Origin of the sequence: Pseudomonas sp. 6D_7.1_Bac1, assembly GCF_025465945.1 — a bacterium.
Classification (GTDB): Bacteria; Pseudomonadota; Gammaproteobacteria; order Pseudomonadales; family Pseudomonadaceae; genus Aquipseudomonas.
Genome location: NZ_JANLNW010000034.1, coordinates 131500 through 149475, shown reverse-complemented (window position 1 = coordinate 149475; position 17976 = coordinate 131500). Strand labels below are relative to the sequence as shown.

Annotated in this window: 19 protein-coding genes and 1 pseudogene; 10 read left to right on the top strand and 10 right to left on the bottom strand. The window is 57.5% G+C overall.

What is annotated here, in order from left to right; genetic code table 11:
- Positions 1-61: 61 nt before the first annotated feature.
- The 8 genes and pseudogenes from NTD87_RS09200 to NTD87_RS09165 all read right to left on the bottom strand — a co-directional run bounded on the left by NTD87_RS09200 (position 62) and on the right by NTD87_RS09165 (position 6114).
- Positions 62-292 (bottom strand): hypothetical protein, encoded by a 231-nt coding sequence (locus NTD87_RS09200; protein ID WP_262113407.1) that lies wholly within the window; start codon positions 290-292, stop codon positions 62-64.
- A 2-nt stretch (positions 293-294) separates the two neighbouring features.
- Positions 295-408, bottom strand: a pseudogene (locus tag NTD87_RS09195) (InaA protein); the annotation flags it as partial.
- A gap of 47 nt (positions 409-455) precedes the next feature.
- Positions 456-1736, bottom strand: a complete 1281-nt coding sequence (locus tag NTD87_RS09190; RefSeq protein ID WP_262113405.1) for a sensor histidine kinase — start codon at positions 1734-1736, stop codon at positions 456-458.
- The gene (gene colR / locus NTD87_RS09185) at positions 1726-2409 is read right to left on the bottom strand and encodes a two-component system response regulator ColR (RefSeq protein ID WP_054593790.1); all 684 of its coding nucleotides are present in this window, start codon (positions 2407-2409) and stop codon (positions 1726-1728) included. Before colR ends, NTD87_RS09190 begins: the two co-directional genes overlap by 11 nt.
- Positions 2410-2607: 198 nt before the next feature.
- Entirely contained in the window at positions 2608-4251 is a 1644-nt protein-coding gene (groL, locus tag NTD87_RS09180) for a chaperonin GroEL (protein WP_262113402.1), read from the bottom strand.
- Between the two features lie 48 nt (positions 4252-4299).
- Positions 4300-4593 carry a co-chaperone GroES gene (locus NTD87_RS09175; protein WP_008032125.1) on the bottom strand — a complete coding sequence of 98 codons (294 nt, stop codon included), beginning with the start codon at positions 4591-4593 and terminating at the stop codon, positions 4300-4302.
- A 246-nt stretch (positions 4594-4839) separates the two neighbouring features.
- Entirely contained in the window at positions 4840-5316 is a 477-nt protein-coding gene (locus tag NTD87_RS09170; RefSeq protein ID WP_262113398.1) for an FxsA family protein, read from the bottom strand.
- 66 nt (positions 5317-5382) lie between these two features.
- On the bottom strand, positions 5383-6114 hold the full coding sequence (locus NTD87_RS09165; RefSeq protein WP_262113397.1) for a HugZ family protein: 732 nt from the start codon (positions 6112-6114) through the stop codon (positions 5383-5385).
- Between the two features lie 165 nt (positions 6115-6279).
- On the opposite strand from NTD87_RS09165, the gene NTD87_RS09160 reads away from it, so the two are divergent.
- Positions 6280-7038 carry an SDR family oxidoreductase gene (locus NTD87_RS09160; RefSeq protein ID WP_262113396.1) on the top strand — a complete coding sequence of 253 codons (759 nt, stop codon included), beginning with the start codon at positions 6280-6282 and terminating at the stop codon, positions 7036-7038.
- Between the two features lie 161 nt (positions 7039-7199).
- On the opposite strand, the gene apbC is transcribed toward NTD87_RS09160, so the two are convergent.
- Positions 7200-8294: an iron-sulfur cluster carrier protein ApbC gene (gene apbC, locus NTD87_RS09155; RefSeq protein ID WP_262113395.1), complete on the bottom strand. Its 1095-nt coding sequence runs from the start codon at positions 8292-8294 to the stop codon at positions 7200-7202.
- 293 nt (positions 8295-8587) lie between these two features.
- On the opposite strand from apbC, the gene metG reads away from it, so the two are divergent.
- The 8 genes from metG (at position 8588) to NTD87_RS09115 (ending at position 15683) form a co-directional block, all read left to right on the top strand.
- Positions 8588-10639: a methionine--tRNA ligase gene (metG, locus tag NTD87_RS09150; protein ID WP_262113394.1), complete on the top strand. Its 2052-nt coding sequence runs from the start codon at positions 8588-8590 to the stop codon at positions 10637-10639.
- A 120-nt stretch (positions 10640-10759) separates the two neighbouring features.
- Complete coding sequence (locus NTD87_RS09145; RefSeq protein WP_262113393.1) at positions 10760-11347, top strand: Rnf-Nqr domain containing protein; 588 nt, start codon at positions 10760-10762, stop codon at positions 11345-11347.
- Positions 11344-12558 (top strand): electron transport complex subunit RsxB, encoded by a 1215-nt coding sequence (gene rsxB, locus NTD87_RS09140; RefSeq protein WP_262113392.1) that lies wholly within the window; start codon positions 11344-11346, stop codon positions 12556-12558. Before NTD87_RS09145 ends, rsxB begins: the two co-directional genes overlap by 4 nt.
- Positions 12545-13543: an RnfABCDGE type electron transport complex subunit D gene (locus tag NTD87_RS09135; RefSeq protein WP_262113390.1), complete on the top strand. Its 999-nt coding sequence runs from the start codon at positions 12545-12547 to the stop codon at positions 13541-13543. Before rsxB ends, NTD87_RS09135 begins: the two co-directional genes overlap by 14 nt.
- Positions 13540-14145: an RnfABCDGE type electron transport complex subunit G gene (locus NTD87_RS09130; RefSeq protein WP_262113389.1), complete on the top strand. Its 606-nt coding sequence runs from the start codon at positions 13540-13542 to the stop codon at positions 14143-14145. The genes NTD87_RS09135 and NTD87_RS09130 overlap by 4 nt, the downstream gene beginning before the upstream one ends.
- On the top strand, positions 14142-14732 hold the full coding sequence (locus NTD87_RS09125; protein ID WP_262113387.1) for an Rnf-Nqr domain containing protein: 591 nt from the start codon (positions 14142-14144) through the stop codon (positions 14730-14732). Before NTD87_RS09130 ends, NTD87_RS09125 begins: the two co-directional genes overlap by 4 nt.
- A gap of 25 nt (positions 14733-14757) precedes the next feature.
- A complete protein-coding gene (nth, locus tag NTD87_RS09120; protein ID WP_262113386.1) occupies positions 14758-15396 on the top strand; it encodes an endonuclease III in 639 nt (212 codons plus the stop codon).
- A 107-nt stretch (positions 15397-15503) separates the two neighbouring features.
- Positions 15504-15683, top strand: a complete 180-nt coding sequence (locus NTD87_RS09115; RefSeq protein WP_262113384.1) for a PA3496 family putative envelope integrity protein — start codon at positions 15504-15506, stop codon at positions 15681-15683.
- Between the two features lie 221 nt (positions 15684-15904).
- Here NTD87_RS09115 and NTD87_RS09110 read toward each other — a convergent pair whose 3' ends face one another.
- Positions 15905-16531, bottom strand: a complete 627-nt coding sequence (locus NTD87_RS09110) for a response regulator transcription factor (RefSeq protein ID WP_262113382.1) — start codon at positions 16529-16531, stop codon at positions 15905-15907.
- Between the two features lie 604 nt (positions 16532-17135).
- Between NTD87_RS09110 and NTD87_RS09105 the strand changes: the two genes are divergently transcribed.
- Positions 17136-17891, top strand: a complete 756-nt coding sequence (locus NTD87_RS09105) for a hypothetical protein (protein WP_262113380.1) — start codon at positions 17136-17138, stop codon at positions 17889-17891.
- The last annotated feature ends 85 nt before the right edge of the window (positions 17892-17976 follow it).

Here is a 17976-nt window from a genome sequence, read left to right as displayed (position 1 = left end):
CATCAGCTAAAAAACAAAAGGCCGCGCATATGCGAGGCCTTTCATGTGGGCTTGAGGGGTTTCAACTCTGGTGCTTCATTCCCTGAGTCATGCCTAACATGAACAACAGTAACTCATCATTCTCAGAGTGGGTCGCCACGGTTGACTTGACAACCCGTGGCAATGGGCAATGCGTGCCAGCGTGCATTGTTCCAAGGACTTGCGTGCGTGGCTGCTCCAGAGATACCACCGCCAGTGAAACAACTGCCAAGGCTCCTGCCATAAACAAACCTCTAGCAATTTCTAGTTTCATGGCTATAAACCTTTGATAGAGCTGCCATACGCTTTCTTATAACGGTAGACGAGCTTTTCCCAATCTGCCGGGATCCACGACGAATGGCGGCGCAATTGTTTTATGTCATGCGCCGCCTGCTCAAACTCGGCCTCTGCAGGAGTGGCCCAGGTGTGCCAAGGCATCAGGTATCCCTCTGGCCCAGCTCGACATGAAAGCGGCAGCCGTTGGGCTCCATGGTGCTGAGGCTGACGCTCCAGCCCTGGTTTTCGCAAATCCGCTGTACCAGCGACAGGCCCAACCCAAGCCCCTCGCCACGCTTCTCGCTACCGCGCACAAACGGTTCGAACATCGCTTCGCGCTTTTCTTCGGGAATACCGACGCCGCTGTCTTCGACCAGAAAACCGCAGGGCAGAATGGTCAGGCGGATAAACCCGCTGTCGGTGTAGTGCAAGGCATTGCGCAACAGATTGCCCATGACTGCATGCAGGAATGTCGCGTTATAGCGCGTATCCAATGGATTGCCGGGTTCATAAAACAGCGTGAGGCCCTTGTCCTCGATCGACTCGCGCCACATGCCGAGCAAGTCTTCGGCCACCTGCCCCAGGGTCAGTTGCGGCGACATGCTCGCATCTTCGCGCTGGGCCCGGGCGAGCATCAGGAAGGTCTGGACCAATTCGCGCATTTCTTCACAGGCGCGAGCGATCCGCTCGACCTGATTGCGACTGCGTTGATCGATGCCCGGGTTGTCCAGCAACAATTCGCAGGAACTGGCCAATACCATCAACGGTGTCCGCAGTTCGTGACTGACGTCGCTGGTGAACAGCCGCTCGCGGCTCAGTGCCTGGCGCAATCGGCCCAGCGTGGCGTCGAAGACCACGGCCAGCTCACCGACTTCATCGGCCGCATAGTCCGGCGCCAGGGGCGGTGCCAGACCGAGCAGTTGATCGCGGTGACGCACTTGACGCGCCAGCCGGACCACCGGTGCCATGACCTTGCGCGCCAGCACCCAACCGAGGAACACCGCCAATGCCAGGCTTAATACGAACCCCACCAGCACCACGGCAAACAGCACCCGCTCACGCTCTTCGAAATCGCTCTGATCTTGCAGCAAGACGTAACGCCGGCCGTCAACGATCTCGACAATCGCGTGGTAAGACAGATGCTCGCGAAATACTTCATGGAACCCCGCATCCAGGTGCCGCAGGTCCCTGGGCAAGTCAAAGTCGCCGGGGCCACCGCTGAAGTAGAACAACTGATCGGGCTCGGGACGGTGGTTCCAGTCGCTCATGCTGTCCATCAACAGCAAACGCTGCAGATCGCCACCCAAGCCTGCAGAAATCAGCTTTGCTTCGACCAGGTGTACAGTCGCCACAATGCCCATGGCGAATGCCCCCGCCACCAACGCACTCATCAAGGCAAAAGCAATAATGATCCGCTGAGCAAGGCTCTGCTTAAACTCCATCACGCCCCTCGGCCAGACGATAGCCGACGCCATGCACGGTTTGCAGCAACGGTTTGGCGAACGGCTTGTCGATCACCTGACGCAACTGATGGACGTGACTGCGAAGGCTGTCGCTGTCCGGACAATCATCGCCCCAGAGGGCTTCTTCGAGTATTTCGCGACGCAATACATGCGGGCTTTTCTGCATCAACACCGCCAGCAGCTTGAGGCCCACCGGGTTGAGTTTCAGCAGGCGACCTTCGCGGGTCACTTCAAGCGTGTCGAGGTCATAGCTCAGATCACCCACCTGCAGGGCACGGCGACCACCACCCTGGGTACGACGCATGACCGCCTCGATGCGCGCCGCCAGTTCGGACAGGGCAAAGGGTTTGACCAGGTAGTCGTCGGCACCGGACTTGAAGCCCTGCAGCCGGTCATCCAGTTGGTCGCGAGCGGTCAGCATGATCACCGGCGTATCGCGCCGGGCGTCTTCACGCAGGCGTTTGCACAGGGTGTAACCATCGATGCCGGGCAGCATGATGTCGAGTACGATCAGGTCGTAATGCTCGGTGGCCGCCAGGTGCAGACCTGACAAACCGTCCTGCGCACAATCCACGGTATAGCCTTTAAGCCCCAGATAATCAGCCAGATTGGCGAGGATGTCGCGGTTGTCTTCAACCAATAGAATTCGCATGGGCACTTGCTCCGTACACAGTAACGGCCGTCTTGACCCGCGCAGCTTAAGGCCAAGCGTGGCTCAGGGCTAGTCGCAATGCCCGCCATCCGGGCGTTTTGAGTGAAACACGTATTAACCTGCTCAGGACTCGGCGCCCATAAAAAAACCCCGCTGGCGTTAAACCAGCGGGGTTTTTTCGTACAGGGTAAGGCTGGCTTACATCATGCCGCCCATGCCGCCCATACCGCCCATGTCTGGCATGCCGCCGCCAGCTGGACCGTCTTCCTTGATCTCAGCGATCATGGCTTCGGTGGTGATCATCAGGCTGGCAATCGACGAAGCCGCTTGCAGAGCCGAACGGGTCACTTTGGCCGGGTCCAGGATACCCATTTCGATCATGTCGCCGTATTCGCCGGTAGCAGCGTTGTAACCGTAGTTACCCTTACCCTGCTTGACCTTGTCGACTACAACGCTTGGCTCGTCACCGGAGTTGGCAACGATCTGGCGCAGTGGCGCTTCAACAGCGCGACGCAGCAACTGGATGCCCACGTTCTGGTCATCGTTGTCGCCTTTGAGTTCAGAGATAGCTTGCAGAGCGCGAACCAGTGCCACGCCACCGCCAGGTACCACGCCTTCTTCAACGGCTGCACGGGTAGCGTGCAGGGCGTCTTCAACGCGGGCTTTCTTCTCTTTCATTTCAACTTCGGAACCTGCGCCAACCTTGATCACTGCAACGCCGCCGGACAGCTTGGCCAGACGCTCTTGCAGTTTTTCACGGTCGTAGTCAGACGAAGTGTCAGCCACTTGTTGGCGGATCTGAACAACGCGAGCCTGGATGTCAGCCTCAACGCCAGCACCGTCGATGATGGTGGTGTTTTCTTTGGACAGGATCACGCGCTTGGCATTACCCAAGTGTTCCAGACCAGTGCTTTCCAGGCTCAGGCCGATCTCTTCGGAGATAACGGTACCGCCAGTCAGAACAGCGATGTCCTGCAGCATGGCCTTGCGACGGTCACCAAAGCCTGGGGCTTTGACGGCAGCAACTTTAACGATGCCGCGCATGTTGTTCACAACCAGAGTCGCCAGGGCTTCGCCTTCAACGTCTTCGGCAACGATCAGCAGTGGGCGGCCGGCTTTGGCAACGGCTTCCAGTACTGGCAGCATTTCGCGGATGTTCGAGATTTTTTTGTCGATCAGCAGGATCAGCGGACCGTCCAGTTCGGCGGTCATGGTCTCTGGCTTGTTGACGAAGTACGGGGACAGGTAGCCACGGTCGAACTGCATGCCTTCTACAACCGACAGTTCGTTTTCCAGGCCCGAGCCTTCTTCAACGGTGATCACGCCTTCTTTACCGACTTTTTCCATGGCTTCGGCAATGATGTCGCCGATGGAGCTGTCGGAGTTGGCCGAGATGGTGCCGACCTGAGCGATGGCCTTGGTGTCAGCGCATGGCTTGGACAGGGCTTTGAGCTCTTTGACGATAGCGATGGTCGCTTTGTCGATGCCGCGTTTCAGGTCCATCGGGTTCATGCCGGCAGCGACGGCTTTCAGGCCTTCGTTGACGATCGATTGAGCCAGAACGGTAGCGGTGGTGGTGCCGTCGCCTGCGTCATCGTTGGCACGGGAGGCAACGTCTTTGACCAGCTGCGCGCCCATGTTTTCGAAACGGTCTTTGAGTTCGATTTCTTTGGCTACGGAAACGCCATCCTTGGTGATGGTCGGAGCGCCGAAGCTCTTCTCGATGATCACGTTACGGCCTTTAGGGCCCAGGGTCGCTTTTACTGCGTCAGCCAGGACGTTCACACCGGCGAGCATTTTCTTACGGGCGGAATCGCCGAATTTAACTTCTTTAGCAGCCATGATCGATATTCCTTAAATACTTTGTAGTAGCGGGAAATTGAGCGGAAATCAGCCTTCGATAACAGCGAGAATCTCGTTCTCAGCCATTACCAGCAGGTCTTCACCGTCGACTTTCACAGTGTTGCTGCCGGAGTACGGGCCGAACACAACCTTGTCACCCACTTTCACGGCCAGTGCACGCACTTCACCGTTGTCCAGCACGCGGCCGGTACCTACAGCGAGGACTTCACCGCTGTTGGCTTTTTCGGCAGCCGAACCTGGCAGGACGATACCGCCAGCCGTTTTCTTTTCTTCTTCGCTGCGACGGATGACGACGCGGTCATGCAGAGGACGAAGCTTCATTGTCGATCTCTCCTAATTGTGGTTTTCAGCGGCCGGTGTAATCCCGGCGGGTTAAATTCCGGCGTTGCCGGTTGCGGTTCGCCAAGCGAACCGCGGAAGTCTGTCTGGTGGTCACCACCAGAAACCTTGCGGTGACCGTTACATAAGGGCGCATAAGCTTATTACAAGGGCAGCCCAGTGAAATTTTTTACCTCACCGGCCACAAAAACGAACACGGCACCCGAAGGTGCCGTGTTGATGGAGCGGTTATTTGGAATCGCGGTGCTCGAACTCGCCTTCGATCACGTTCGGCTCACGGCCCAACGGTTGACGCGGAGCCGGACCGCCACGCGGTTGCAGGTCATCGGCAAAGGCACGCTGACGAATCGCCTGCTCTTCGGCGCGTTTGCGCATCGTGTTGGCCAGCAGCCGACGGGTGAGTGGCAACATCATGATCATACCGATCACGCTGCTGACGAAGCCTGGCAGGATCAATAGTCCGCCACCCAGGGCCAGCATCAGGCCTTCGAGCATGGTCTGGGCTGGCAGTTCGCCGCGGTTCAGACTTTCACGAGCGCGCAATGCGGTGGCCAGACCGGCGATACGCAGCACGAACACGCCGAGCATCGAGCCGAGAATGATCAGCAGCAGCGCCGGGAAAAACCCGATGGCCGCGCTGACCTTGACGAATACGAACAGCTCCAGCACCGGGAACAGCAGAAAGAGCAACAAAAAAGGGCGCATCAAATGGTTCCTCAACGCAAGAATGCCTTGCTAGTTCACCTTAAATGACGTCGCCATTTCGTGATTTCAAGCGTCGGCTACCGCATTTTTCGGCCAATGCTCAGCGTGAGCCAGTAAAACCAAGGTTTCGCGTACTTGTGTCGGCGTATTACAAACCTCCGGGAACGGCAACCAGTACAGCCCCTGACCAATGCGCAGGTGCATGCCTTCGGCGTCGATACCCGCCAACCGAGCCGGTACGGTCGTCGGCAAACCGGCCAGGTCGACGTAATGGGCGATGGCTTTGGCGTGGTCGGCGTTCATGTGCTCGACCATGCTCACTTCGGCCTTGCCGGCGAACGGGTTGGCCAGGGTCAGTTGATCGACCCAGTGGATCGCACCGAAACCGCCGATGTAGCGATGACGTACCGGCTTGAGTACCCAGAAGTCGAAATCATGCGCCTTGTGATAATTCTGCGAGTCCGGGAAATAGCGGTAATAACGCTCGGCGGCGGCATCGATGGCGGCTGGGTCTTCGATTTTTTCCGCTTCGGCCAGGTAGGTCAGACGACCGACAGCCTGCACGTCTTCGGCTTCGCGCTCACCCACCAGCAGTGAGCATTTGGGATCTTTTTGCAGGTTGTGGGTGTGCTGGGCGATCCGGCTGATCAGGATCAGCGGCCGGCCCTGCTCATCCAGGCAATAGGGAACCACCGAACCGAACGGGAAACCGGGCATCGCCCTGGAGTGCGTCGAGAGCACTCCACGGTATTCCTTGAGCAGCAATTCTCGGGCATGCTTGGCAGCTTCAACGCTCAATTTATGACTCCTTATATAGAATCCGTCGAAAAAACGGACAGGCACCTGGGGCAAAGTTCCAGCAACGCCATAGGGGCAGTTCTCATGTGCAGCCAGGCCACGTCAGGCGCAGATCGAGAGGCTCTCTACAAGGACACCACTCTGACCTGCTATTGGGGCATGCGAATGCAACTCACTGACAAAGTAATCATTATCACGGGCGGTTGCCAGGGTTTAGGCCGTTCGATGGCCGAGTATTTCGCCGCCAAAGGCGCGAAACTGGCGCTGGTCGACCTCAACCAGGAAAAACTCGACCTGGCCGTCGCGGCCTGCAAAGCCGCCGGTGTCGAGGCTCGCGCCTACCTGTGCAACGTCGCCGATGAAGAACAGGTGACTCACATGGTCGCCCAGGTTGCCGAAGACTTCGGCGCGATCCACGGCCTGATCAACAACGCCGGGATCCTGCGCGATGGCTTGCTGATCAAGGTCAAGGACGGCGAAATGACCAAGATGAGCCTGGCCCAATGGCAGGCAGTGATCGACGTCAACCTGACCGGCGTGTTCCTGTGTACCCGTGAAGTGGCAGCGAAGATGGTCGAACTCAAGACCAGCGGCGCGATCATCAACATCTCCTCGATCTCCCGCGCCGGTAACGTCGGCCAGACCAACTACTCCGCCGCCAAGGCCGGTGTTGCTGCGGCCACCGTGACCTGGGCCAAGGAACTGGCGCGCTACGGCATTCGCGTAGCGGGTATCGCGCCAGGCTTTATCGAAACCGAAATGACCCTGGGCATGAAGCCTGAAGCGCTGGAGAAGATGACGTCCGGCATTCCGCTCAAGCGCATGGGCAAGCCAGAAGAAATCGCTCATTCGGCGGCGTACATCTTCGAGAACGACTATTACACCGGCCGGATCCTGGAAATGGATGGCGGGTTGCGGATCTAAGACCACCGCAAAACAAATGTGGGAGCAGCCGGGCGGCGCTCCGCCTGCTCGCGAAGGCGTCTGATCAGTCAACTTGTTGGTTGAATGACACACCGCTATCGCGAGCAGACGGAGCGCCGCCCGGCTGCTCCCACAGTTTTTTGTGCTCTATTTGATGAATATCAATCGTCGCTGACGGTGATGTTCGGCATCGCTGGCGCGACAGCTTCCTGCAACACGATCCGCGCGCCGACGTGACGGGCCAGTTCCTGGTAGACCATGGCGATCTGGCTTTCAGGTTCCGCGATCACCGTTGGCTTGCCGCCGTCGGCCTGCTCGCGAATCAGCATCGACAGTGGCAGTGATGCCAGCAGCTCGACGCCATATTGGTTGGCCAGTTTCTCGCCACCGCCTTCACCGAACAGGTGCTCGGCATGACCGCAGTTGGAGCAGATGTGCACGGCCATGTTTTCCACCACGCCGAGTACCGGAATGTTGACCTTGCGGAACATCTCCACGCCTTTGCGGGCGTCCAGCAACGCCAGATCCTGCGGCGTGGTGACGATCACCGCACCGGCCACCGGGACCTTTTGCGCCAGGGTCAGCTGAATGTCACCGGTGCCTGGCGGCATGTCGATCACCAGATAGTCCAGGTCGCTCCAGGCGGTCTGCGTCACCAGTTGCAGCAAGGCACCGGAAACCATCGGGCCGCGCCAGACCATCGGCGTGTTGTCATCGGTCAAAAACGCCATGGACATGACTTCAACGCCATGGGATTCGATGGGCACGAACCACTTCTGGTCCTTGATCTTTGGTCGGGTGCCTTCCGGGATGCCAAACATGATGCCCTGGCTCGGGCCGTAGATATCGGCGTCGAGAATCCCGACCTTGGCGCCTTCACGGGCCAGGGCCAGCGCGAGGTTCGCAGCCGTGGTGGATTTGCCCACACCGCCCTTGCCGGACGCCACCGCGACCACGTTCTTGACGTTGGCCAGACCCGGGATCTGCGCTTGAGCCTTGTGCGCAGCAATCACGGTAGTGATGTCGACCTTGGCCGAGGTCACGCCATCCAGACCTTCGATCGCCATCTGCAGCATTTGCGCCCAGCCACTCTTGAACAGACCGGCGGCGTAGCCCAACTCCAGCTGAACGCTGACGCGGTCGCCCTGGATGTCGATGCTGCGCAGGCAACCGGCGCTGATCGGGTCCTGGTTCAGGTAAGGGTCGGTGTACTGGCGAAGGACGGCTTCCACCGCTGCGCGATTGACGGCGCTCATGGGCAACTCCGATAACAAGACTGGAAAATCAGACAGGTATCCTACGCTGGACGCTCATTTGTGGCGAGGGAGCTTGCTCCCGCTCGGGTGCGCAGCAGCCGTAGTTTTATTGACGCGTTGATGCTGTCGGCTCGGCGTCGCCAGGTTTGGGGCGGCTTCGCCACCCAGCGGGCGCAAGCTCCCTCGCCACAGGTGTTCGCCGTCGATGCATCCGGAAACAGGCCTTAAGGGTGAAAAATATGCGCCGGGGCTTTATAGTGGCCGACCTCCGTTTCATCAAGTAGCCGAGCCCCATGTCCGAGCCACGCAAGATCCTCGTCACCAGCGCCCTGCCCTATGCCAATGGTTCAATCCACCTTGGCCATATGCTTGAGTACATCCAGACCGATATGTGGGTGCGCTTCCAGAAGCATCGCGGCAATCAATGCACATATGTCTGCGCAGACGACGCCCATGGTTCGGCCATCATGCTGCGCGCGGAAAAAGAAGGCATCACCCCGGAACAACTGATCGCCAACGTCCAGGCTGAACACAGCGCCGACTTTGCCGAGTTCCTGGTGGACTTCGACAACTTCCACTCCACTCACGCCGAAGAAAACCGTGAGCTGTCGAGCCAGATCTACTTGAAGCTGCGCGACGCCGGGCACATCGCCACGCGCTCGATCACGCAATATTTCGACCCGGAAAAGAAAATGTTCCTGGCCGACCGCTTCATCAAGGGCACCTGCCCGAAATGCGGCACTGAAGACCAGTACGGCGACAACTGCGAAAAATGCGGTGCCACCTACGCCCCGACCGACCTGAAAGACCCGAAGTCGGCGATCTCTGGCGCCACCCCGGTGCTCAAGGATTCCCAGCACTTTTTCTTCAAGCTGCCGGACTTCCAGCACATGCTGCAGGAATGGACCCGCAGCGGCACCCTGCAAGACGCGGTCGCGAACAAGATCGCCGAATGGCTGGATGTCGGCCTGCAACAGTGGGACATCTCCCGCGATGCGCCGTATTTCGGTTTCGAAATCCCGGACGAGCCAGGCAAGTACTTCTACGTCTGGCTGGACGCGCCGATCGGCTACATGGCGAGCTTCAAGAACCTCTGCGCACGTCGCCCGGAACTGGACTTCGACGCGTACTGGGCCAAGGACTCCACCGCCGAGCTGTACCACTTCATCGGCAAGGACATCGTCAACTTCCACGCGCTGTTCTGGCCAGCCATGCTTGAAGGCGCGGGCTACCGCAAGCCAACGGGCATCAACGTGCACGGTTACCTGACCGTCAACGGTCAGAAGATGTCCAAGTCCCGCGGCACGTTCATCAAGGCGCGGACCTACCTGGACCACCTGTCGCCGGAGTACCTGCGTTACTACTACGCCGCCAAGCTTGGCCGTGGTGTCGACGACCTGGACCTGAACCTCGAAGACTTCGTGCAGAAGGTCAACTCCGACCTGGTGGGCAAAGTCGTCAACATCGCCAGCCGCTGCGCAGGCTTCATTCACAAAGGCAACGCCGGCGTGCTGGTGGCCGGTAATGCCGCGCCAGAACTGACCGACGCGTTCCTGGCCGCGGCACCGAGCATCTGCGACGCCTACGAGGCTCGCGACTTCGCCCGTGCCATGCGCGAGATCATGGGCCTGGCCGACCGTGCCAACGCCTGGATCGCCGACAAGGCACCCTGGTCGCTGAACAAACAGGAAGGCAAGCAAGACGAAGTCCAGGCGATCTGCGCCCTGGGCGTCAACCTGTTCCGCCAACTGGTGATTTTCCTCAAGCCCGTGCTGCCGTTGCTGGCTGCAGACGCCGAGGCATTTCTCAACGTCGCACCACTGACCTGGAACGATCACGCGACCCTGCTCAGTAACCATCAGTTGAACGAGTTCAAACCGCTGATGACCCGCATCGACCCGGTCAAAGTGCAAGCCATGACCGATGCTTCGAAAGAAGACCTGGCCGCCAGCCAGACCGACACCGGCGATGCTGTGCCTCAGGGTAACGGCGAACTGGTCAAGGACCCGCTCTCGGCCGAGATCGAGTTCGATACCTTTGCCGCCGTCGACCTGCGGGTCGCCCTGATCCTCAAGGCCGAAGCCGTGGAAGGTGCGGACAAACTGCTGCGCCTGACCCTGGATATCGGTGACGAACAACGCAACGTGTTCTCCGGCATCAAGAGCGCGTATCCAGACCCGGCCAAGCTTGAAGGTCGCCTGACGATGATGATCGCCAACCTCAAGCCACGCAAAATGCGCTTCGGGATCTCTGAAGGCATGGTCATGGCGGCAGGCCCTGGCGGCGAAGAAATCTACCTGTTGAGTCCGGACAGCGGCGCCAAGCCGGGTCAGCGCATCAAGTAAGCTGCTGGCTCGACCGATCCCACCGTCGCGATGATTCGCGGCGGTGGGATTTTCATATCTGCCTTGCCGGATAATGCCTAATCTTTAAGCACAGGCCCGTTCGCTCAACCCGGCACGACCATGACCGACATTCTGCTTACGCTCATCAGCACCGCCCTGATCAATAACTTCATATTGCACTGGCCGCTGGGCGTCGATCCGTTGTTGCAGTCGACACGTGAGCTTGCCATCGAGCGTCAGCAGGTTCATGCCCTCGGCATTGCGACTACCTGCCTGATGCTACTCAGCGGCCTGTTGGGCTACGCGGCCTATCATTGGCTGCTCATGCCGCTGGGGCTGGCGTCCTTGCACCTGTTTGTGTTTTTGCCCTTGAGCGTGCTGCTGATCAGCCCTGTGCTGAATCTGCTGGCCCGTGCCCTGCCGCAGTTACCGTTCAACGGGCTGTGGCCATTGCTACTGGGCAATGCTGGCGTGCTAGGGCTGAACCTGTTCGGCATGCAGAACGATAAAGGTATTGGCTATCACGCAGCGCTGAGTCTCGGCGCCGGACTGGGTTTCTGGCTGGTGCTGAGTCTGTTCAGCGACCTGCGTCAGCGCACCCTCAATAACGATGTGCCCCTGCCTTTTCGTGGCCTGCCGATCGACCTGATCAGCGCCGGATTGATCGCGGTGGCATTTCTCGGTTTCAGCGGACTGATCAAAACATGAGTTTGATTCAACGCATCGACGCCCTCCTGCCGCAGACTCAATGCGGCAAGTGCGGCCACCCCGGATGCAAGCCCTACGCCGAAGGCATTGCCAATGGCGAAGCGATCAACAAGTGCCCGCCGGGCGGCAGCGAGACCATTTCGGCGCTGGCCGAGTTGCTGAAAATCCCGGCTCTGGAGTTGGACGTCAGCCGGGGTTCGGCACCGGCGCAAATTGCGTTCATCCGCGAAGCCGAATGCATCGGCTGCACCAAGTGCATTCAGGCCTGCCCGATAGACGCGATTGTCGGCGCGGCGAAACTGATGCACACCGTGATCATCGATGAATGCACCGGCTGTGATCTGTGTGTGGCGCCCTGCCCGGTGGACTGCATTGAAATGCATCCATTGCCCTCGGCAAACGTTCTGCCGATTGTCGGAGGCCTGGCCTTCACGCTCGAAGAACAGCGAGCACGCAACGCCAAACGCGATCACGCCCGACAGCGCTTCGAACAACGCAATGCGCGCCTGCGTCGTGAGGACGAGCAAAAGCACGCCGAACGACTGGCCCGTGCGCAAAAAGCCGCGCAGCACAGCGAAGCCACCCACAATCCGCTGCAGGACGCGATTGCCCGGGTCCAGGCACAAAAAGCCGCTGCCGCTGATGCCGCGCTGAAAAAAGCCAAGATCGATGTGGCGATGAGCCGAGCGCAACTGAACAAATCGCTAAAGGCTTTCGGGCATCCACCGACCTTCGAACAGCAGTCACAGCTGATCATTTTGCAGCAGCAATTCGAAGCCGCCGAGCAGACCTTGGCGCAACTCGAAAGCACGGCGCCAGCGGTCCCCGCGCAACCGGAGGCTCCGGCCAGGGACGCCGAACTCAAACGCGCCAAGATTCAGCTGGCCATGCGTCGCGCCGAACTGAAAAAAGCCCAGACCAGCGAAGCCCCGGCCGAACAACTGGAAGCCCTCAGCGCGGCACTGGCTCAAGCGGAACAGGCGCTGCACGCTGCCGAAGGCGCCAGCGAACAACCGGTGCCGGACCTGGTGCGCGTCGAAAAACGCCCCATCGACGCTCATCTGCGGCAACTGAAAACCGAACTGGCTTATGCCCGTGCCGACGTCAGCAAGCTTGAGCGAGGCCTGGATACACCAGCGGAACGCTTGGCCAAGGCCCGCGAAAGGCTCTGCGAAGCCGAGCGCCAGGTGAATGCCTATGTTGCCCCTTGAACCGGTCGATGATCGCCTGCAACAGGCGATGAAGCGGGTTTTACTGGCCACCGTGCCGGGCATGCTGGTGTTGTTCTGGTTATTTGGCTGGGGCGTTCTGATCAATCTGTTGCTGGCCTGCGGCAGCGCGTTAGCGGTTGAAGCGGCGGTACTGCGCTTGCGCAACTATCCGCTCAAGCCAACGTTAAGCGACGGCAGTGCGTTGGTCAGTGCCACCTTGCTGGCATTGGCGTTGCCACCTTATTGTCCATGGTGGCTGACGGTCAGCGCTGCGGCATTCGCGATGTTTTTCGGCAAGCACCTTTATGGCGGCGTTGGCAAAAATCCGTTCAATCCAGCCATGCTCGGGTTTGCGCTGGTGCTGGTGTGTTTCCCACGACAGATGACCCACTGGCCGACGTCTCACGGGATGAACCTGCTCACCGGCCTGCAACAGATTTTCGGTGTCAATTTCAGCGGTGCCGAACAGCCCGACGCCTGGGTGACGGCCACGGCGCTGGATAGCCTGCGGATCAACAAAAGCCTGACCATGGACGAACTCTTCGCCGGCAACCCGGCGTTTGGCCATGTTGGCGGCAAAGGCATCGAATGGGTCAACCTGGCCTTTCTCGCGGGCGGCGCGTTTCTGTTGCAGCAGCGGGTGTTTAGCTGGCATGCGCCGGCCGGCATGCTCGGCAGTCTGTTCGTCATCAGCCTGCTGTGCTGGAACGGCTCGGGTTCGGACTCCCACGGTTCCCCGCTCTTTCACTTGCTGACAGGCGCGAGCATGCTCGGGGCATTCTTTATCGTGACCGAACCGGTGTCCGGGGCGAAGAGTCCCAAAGCCCGGCTGATGTTCGGCGCGGGCGTCGGCCTGCTGACCTACCTGATTCGAACCTGGGGCGGTTATCCCGACGGGGTGGCCTTTGCGGTGCTGCTGATGAATCTCTGCGTACCGGCCCTGGAACGCCTCGTTACTGCACAAGCAGAGCCTCGCACGCCATGAACCGAAATCTCAGTGTACTGATACTGGTGCTCGTGGCCGGCCTGGGTGCAGGCGCGACATTTTTTCTGCAATACGCCACCGCACCGCACATCTCGGCCGAACAGCGCTTGATCGAAAGCCGCAACCTGCTCGACATGCTGCTCCCGGGCAGCTACGACAATCAGCCATTGGACCAGCCACTTGCGCTCAAGGATGTCGCACTGAGTAGCAGCACGCTGCTGGGCGGTTATTTGGCAACCGTGGGCGGCAAGCCCAGCGCCGTCATTCTGCGAAGCCAGACAATCGGCTACGAAGGTACAATCGAACTGCTGATCGTGATCGACGTCAACGGCAAGCTGCTGGGGGTGAAAACCCTCAAGCAATCGGAAACACCAGGGCTGGGTGGGAAAATCGCCGACCAGCCCAACCCCTGGCTACAGAGCTTTATCGGCAAGTCGCGCGTTGATCCCGCTGACAGTGGTTGGGCGCTGAAGAAAGATCAGGGGCAATTCGACCAGATAGCCGGTGCAACGGTCACTTCAAGGGCGGTAGTCAGCGCGATCCATGATGCGTTGCGCTATTTCGACGAGCATCAGCCACAGCTGACCGGGAGTGGCCAATGAACAAGACCTCGGTGCTGCAGAACTCGCTGATATTGACCCCCCTGATCGGCGCCAGTGACTCCTTGGTAAAAGCCTTGGGCCTGTCGCTGCTGTCGCTACTGGTCATCAGTGTTTACGGCATGAAGATGAGCGTGTTGCGGCCGCGAATCATCCCGGCCATGCAGTTGATCGCCAGCATCGTGCTCGCCGCCACGTTGACCAGCCTCGCTACTTTGGCATTGCAGGCCTGGGCCTTTGAACTGCACCAACACCTGGGCATTTATGCAGGGCTGATTGCCCTGCAGTGTGTTGCGCTGGAGCACAACGGGTTTTTCACCCAGGCAGGCCGCAGGGATCGGGTTCGCCTGTCCGGCCTGTTTTTTGGGCTGATGGTTGCTCTAGGCTTGTTGCGAGAAGGCATTGGCAATGGATCATTCGCTGACCATCTGTCCTGGTTGAGCGCAATTATCGGTTCGAACGGGCAAGGCTGGCTGTTTATCGCAGACGGTGGCATCCGACTGGCCACCATCGCGCCTGGCGGGTTTATCCTGCTGGGACTGCTCATAGCCGCAAAACAAGCCTGGCCTAGAGCCTCAACATCACACTGACCGCCTTCAAGGAAATGCTCTACCCATGAATGCCGCTAAACGTCTGGAAATTTTCCGCCGGCTTCACGAAGACAATCCGGAACCGAAAACCGAACTGGCCTACTCGTCGCCCTTCGAACTGTTGATTGCTGTGATCCTTTCCGCGCAGTCCACTGATGTGGGCGTCAACAAGGCCACCGCCAAGTTGTTTCCGGTGGCCAATACGCCGGCAGCGATCTATGCGCTCGGCGTAGAAGGATTGTCCGACTACATCAAGACCATCGGCCTGTTCAACAGCAAGGCAAAAAATGTCATCGAAACCTGCCGAATGCTGGTAGAGCTTCATGGTGGCGAAGTACCGCAAACGCGCGAGGAACTCGAAGCGCTGCCCGGGGTAGGTAGAAAGACCGCGAACGTGGTGCTGAACACGGCTTTTCGTCAATTGACCATGGCCGTTGACACGCATATCTTCCGGGTCAGCAACCGTACAGGATTAGCGCCGGGCAAGAATGTCGTCGAGGTGGAGAAGAAACTGATGAAGTTTGTTCCCAAGGAGTTTCTGCTCGACTCCCATCACTGGCTCATCCTCCACGGGCGCTACGTTTGCCTGGCTCGCAAGCCCCGCTGTGGCAGCTGTCGGATCGAAGACCTGTGCGAATACAAGCAAAAGACCTCTGACGATTGAGGCTCTATTGCTTTTATTGATTTATCGATTGAAAAAATCTTTTTTACCCGCCAGGAGATTGTCGATATAAGGGGCGCCAATGGCAGTCTTAGCCTGGAGTTAACCTTATGAGCACTGGCAAAGAACAACTGGACACAGAAGACGACTTCATCCCTGTTGAGGCCGATGATGCCGAGCCTGTGGTAGAGGTAGCGAAGACCAACCTGAGCAAACGTCGCACCATCGATAATCTCTTGGAGGAGCGCCGCTTGCAAAAGCAACTGGCCGATTACGATTTTGACCTTTAACACCTGAAAGCCTCCCGAAATGGAGGCTTTTCACCCAGCCCTCAACCGCGGCAAAAAAGCCGCATACCGCGCCTCGTCAATCGCAAGGGCAGTGCTTTCTGGTTCACTGGATCCAGAGTGGCTGGGACATCAGGGCAAGCCACCCGCTGCTCAAAATCCGACCCGACTCGGCTTACCTTCAAGCGTATTCCACTCGCAAAGCACTACTCACCCCAAAAGGATCAAACCAGACCATTACGCTGCGCAAGCTCTATCAGGTCAACCAGCGAGCGAGCATTCAGCTTTAACAGCAGACGCGTTTTGTAAGTACTGACGGTTTTATTGCTGAGGAACATTCCGTCGGCAATCTCTTTGTTGGTCTTGCCTCGGGCCAACTGTTGCAAAACCATCATCTCTCTTCCAGACAGTCGATCCACCATGTCTGCTTCACTCGCATTCCCCAAACTTGAACGAACCGAGTGCAAGGCTTGATTCGGAAAGTAACTGTACCCGGACAATACCGCCTTGATTGCACTGAGCAGCTCGGTAAGATCCTGCTGTTTGCAGACATACCCGGCAGCCCCCGCCTGCATGCAACGCATTGAAAAATGTCCAGGTGCCTGTGACGTCAAGACCAGCACTCTCAAAGGCATGGTGGCCGAGGTCAAGCGTGCAATAACTTCCAGGCCATCCAGTTTCGGAATCCCGATATCCAGTATCACGATATCCGGCATATGTTCACGAGCAAGTTGCAATGCATCTACACCATTGTCCGTTTCAGCAATGACTTCGTAGCCATGACGTTCCATTAGCATACGTACAGCAAGACGAATGACGGGGTGATCATCCACGATCAGCACTTTATTCATGGGCAAGTCCAATTTTCGCTGTTCGAATTTTTAGAGCCCGCACAATAGCGTAGTCGTTTCGACCTTGGGATGCTGCCCACCCCAAGCACCCACACCGAGAGACAATCCCTACAAACAACAAGGATTCCCCCTACAAGAATTCATAAAAAACAATGTCTCTTAAAGTTTACTCGAGGCTTTACCATTCTCTGACCAACTGTTTTTTTTCAGCGAGCGTCGAAGAAAATCACCTGACAGCACGCACGGTATCCCGACAAGTCTTAAACACTGGTCTACTATCAAAAATAACCGGCGAGTTCCAGCGCCATACTGATACCAAACAAAAACCTGCAAGACGGCCAGCGCTCCACCCAACAACCCCCAACACCCAGTTATCCCCTTGACCGTCTAATAATATAAAACAAACTGATCTTTGAATACGTATACAAACCACACTAAAAGAAAGCTATTGATCCATTCTAAATAGTGATAAAACTGCAAAACAGCCCCCCCCCCTACAAAACCATTTACAGGCAGTGACCACTCCACATAAAACAATAACCATCACTTAACATCTTCACCCACAAGGAATCCACTAGAGAATACTTTTCAATGAGCACTCAGCATGAAGAAACCTCAACAGAAAATAACCAATCCGATGACTATAATTGCGATATTCGCGGCACTTTCCGAAACATCGGCGGCCGTTTCATTGCCCTTCCTCGACAACCAGGAGCGCGAAATCTACATCTGGTTTCTGATCAGCTTCCCTTTCTACCTGCTCTTCCTGTTCTTCATCACGCTGAACTTTAACTATAAGTCTTTGTATGCGCCCTCTGACTTTCAAAAGAGCAAACAGTTTGTAAAAGTCATCGACGACGCTGCACGACCAGAAAAAAGCAGCAACGCCGCCATCACTGCATCTATCGAACAGGATAATCAACCGAACTCAATCAAAGAAAGCACTCAAGCCCAGCCAGATAAACTACACAGTCACTCCTCTGCAAAGTCCACACCCAAGCGAGGCAAACCTGACTATCTGCTTCAGAGCGTGCAAGACCCACCAGCCTATATAACGCTCATCGCAAACCTGTCCACCCAGCACCGGGTGTCTTTACCTCCTGCGGTACAGGGCATGCGAATCATTGATGCCCGATGGGTACGCAAAAAGAAAGATCTCGACAACGTGATGACCACTGTCCATTTGAGAAACCACGAACACAGTGAAACGATCGTATTTCTTGCGAACTGCGAGTCGGAACATCTCATTAACGAAAGATCACTCAAAAAATCAGATGCAAAAACACTAGAATCCAAAGACTCTTTTTACATGATTTATAACTTGAGCACGCTGGCAATGACAGTCGTCAGCCAGCATTGACACCTACCCTGCATCGAGTGACAGGATAAATAGCCTCTGACAAAAACAAAACAGAAAGGAGATACAGACAATCCAGGTAACTAAA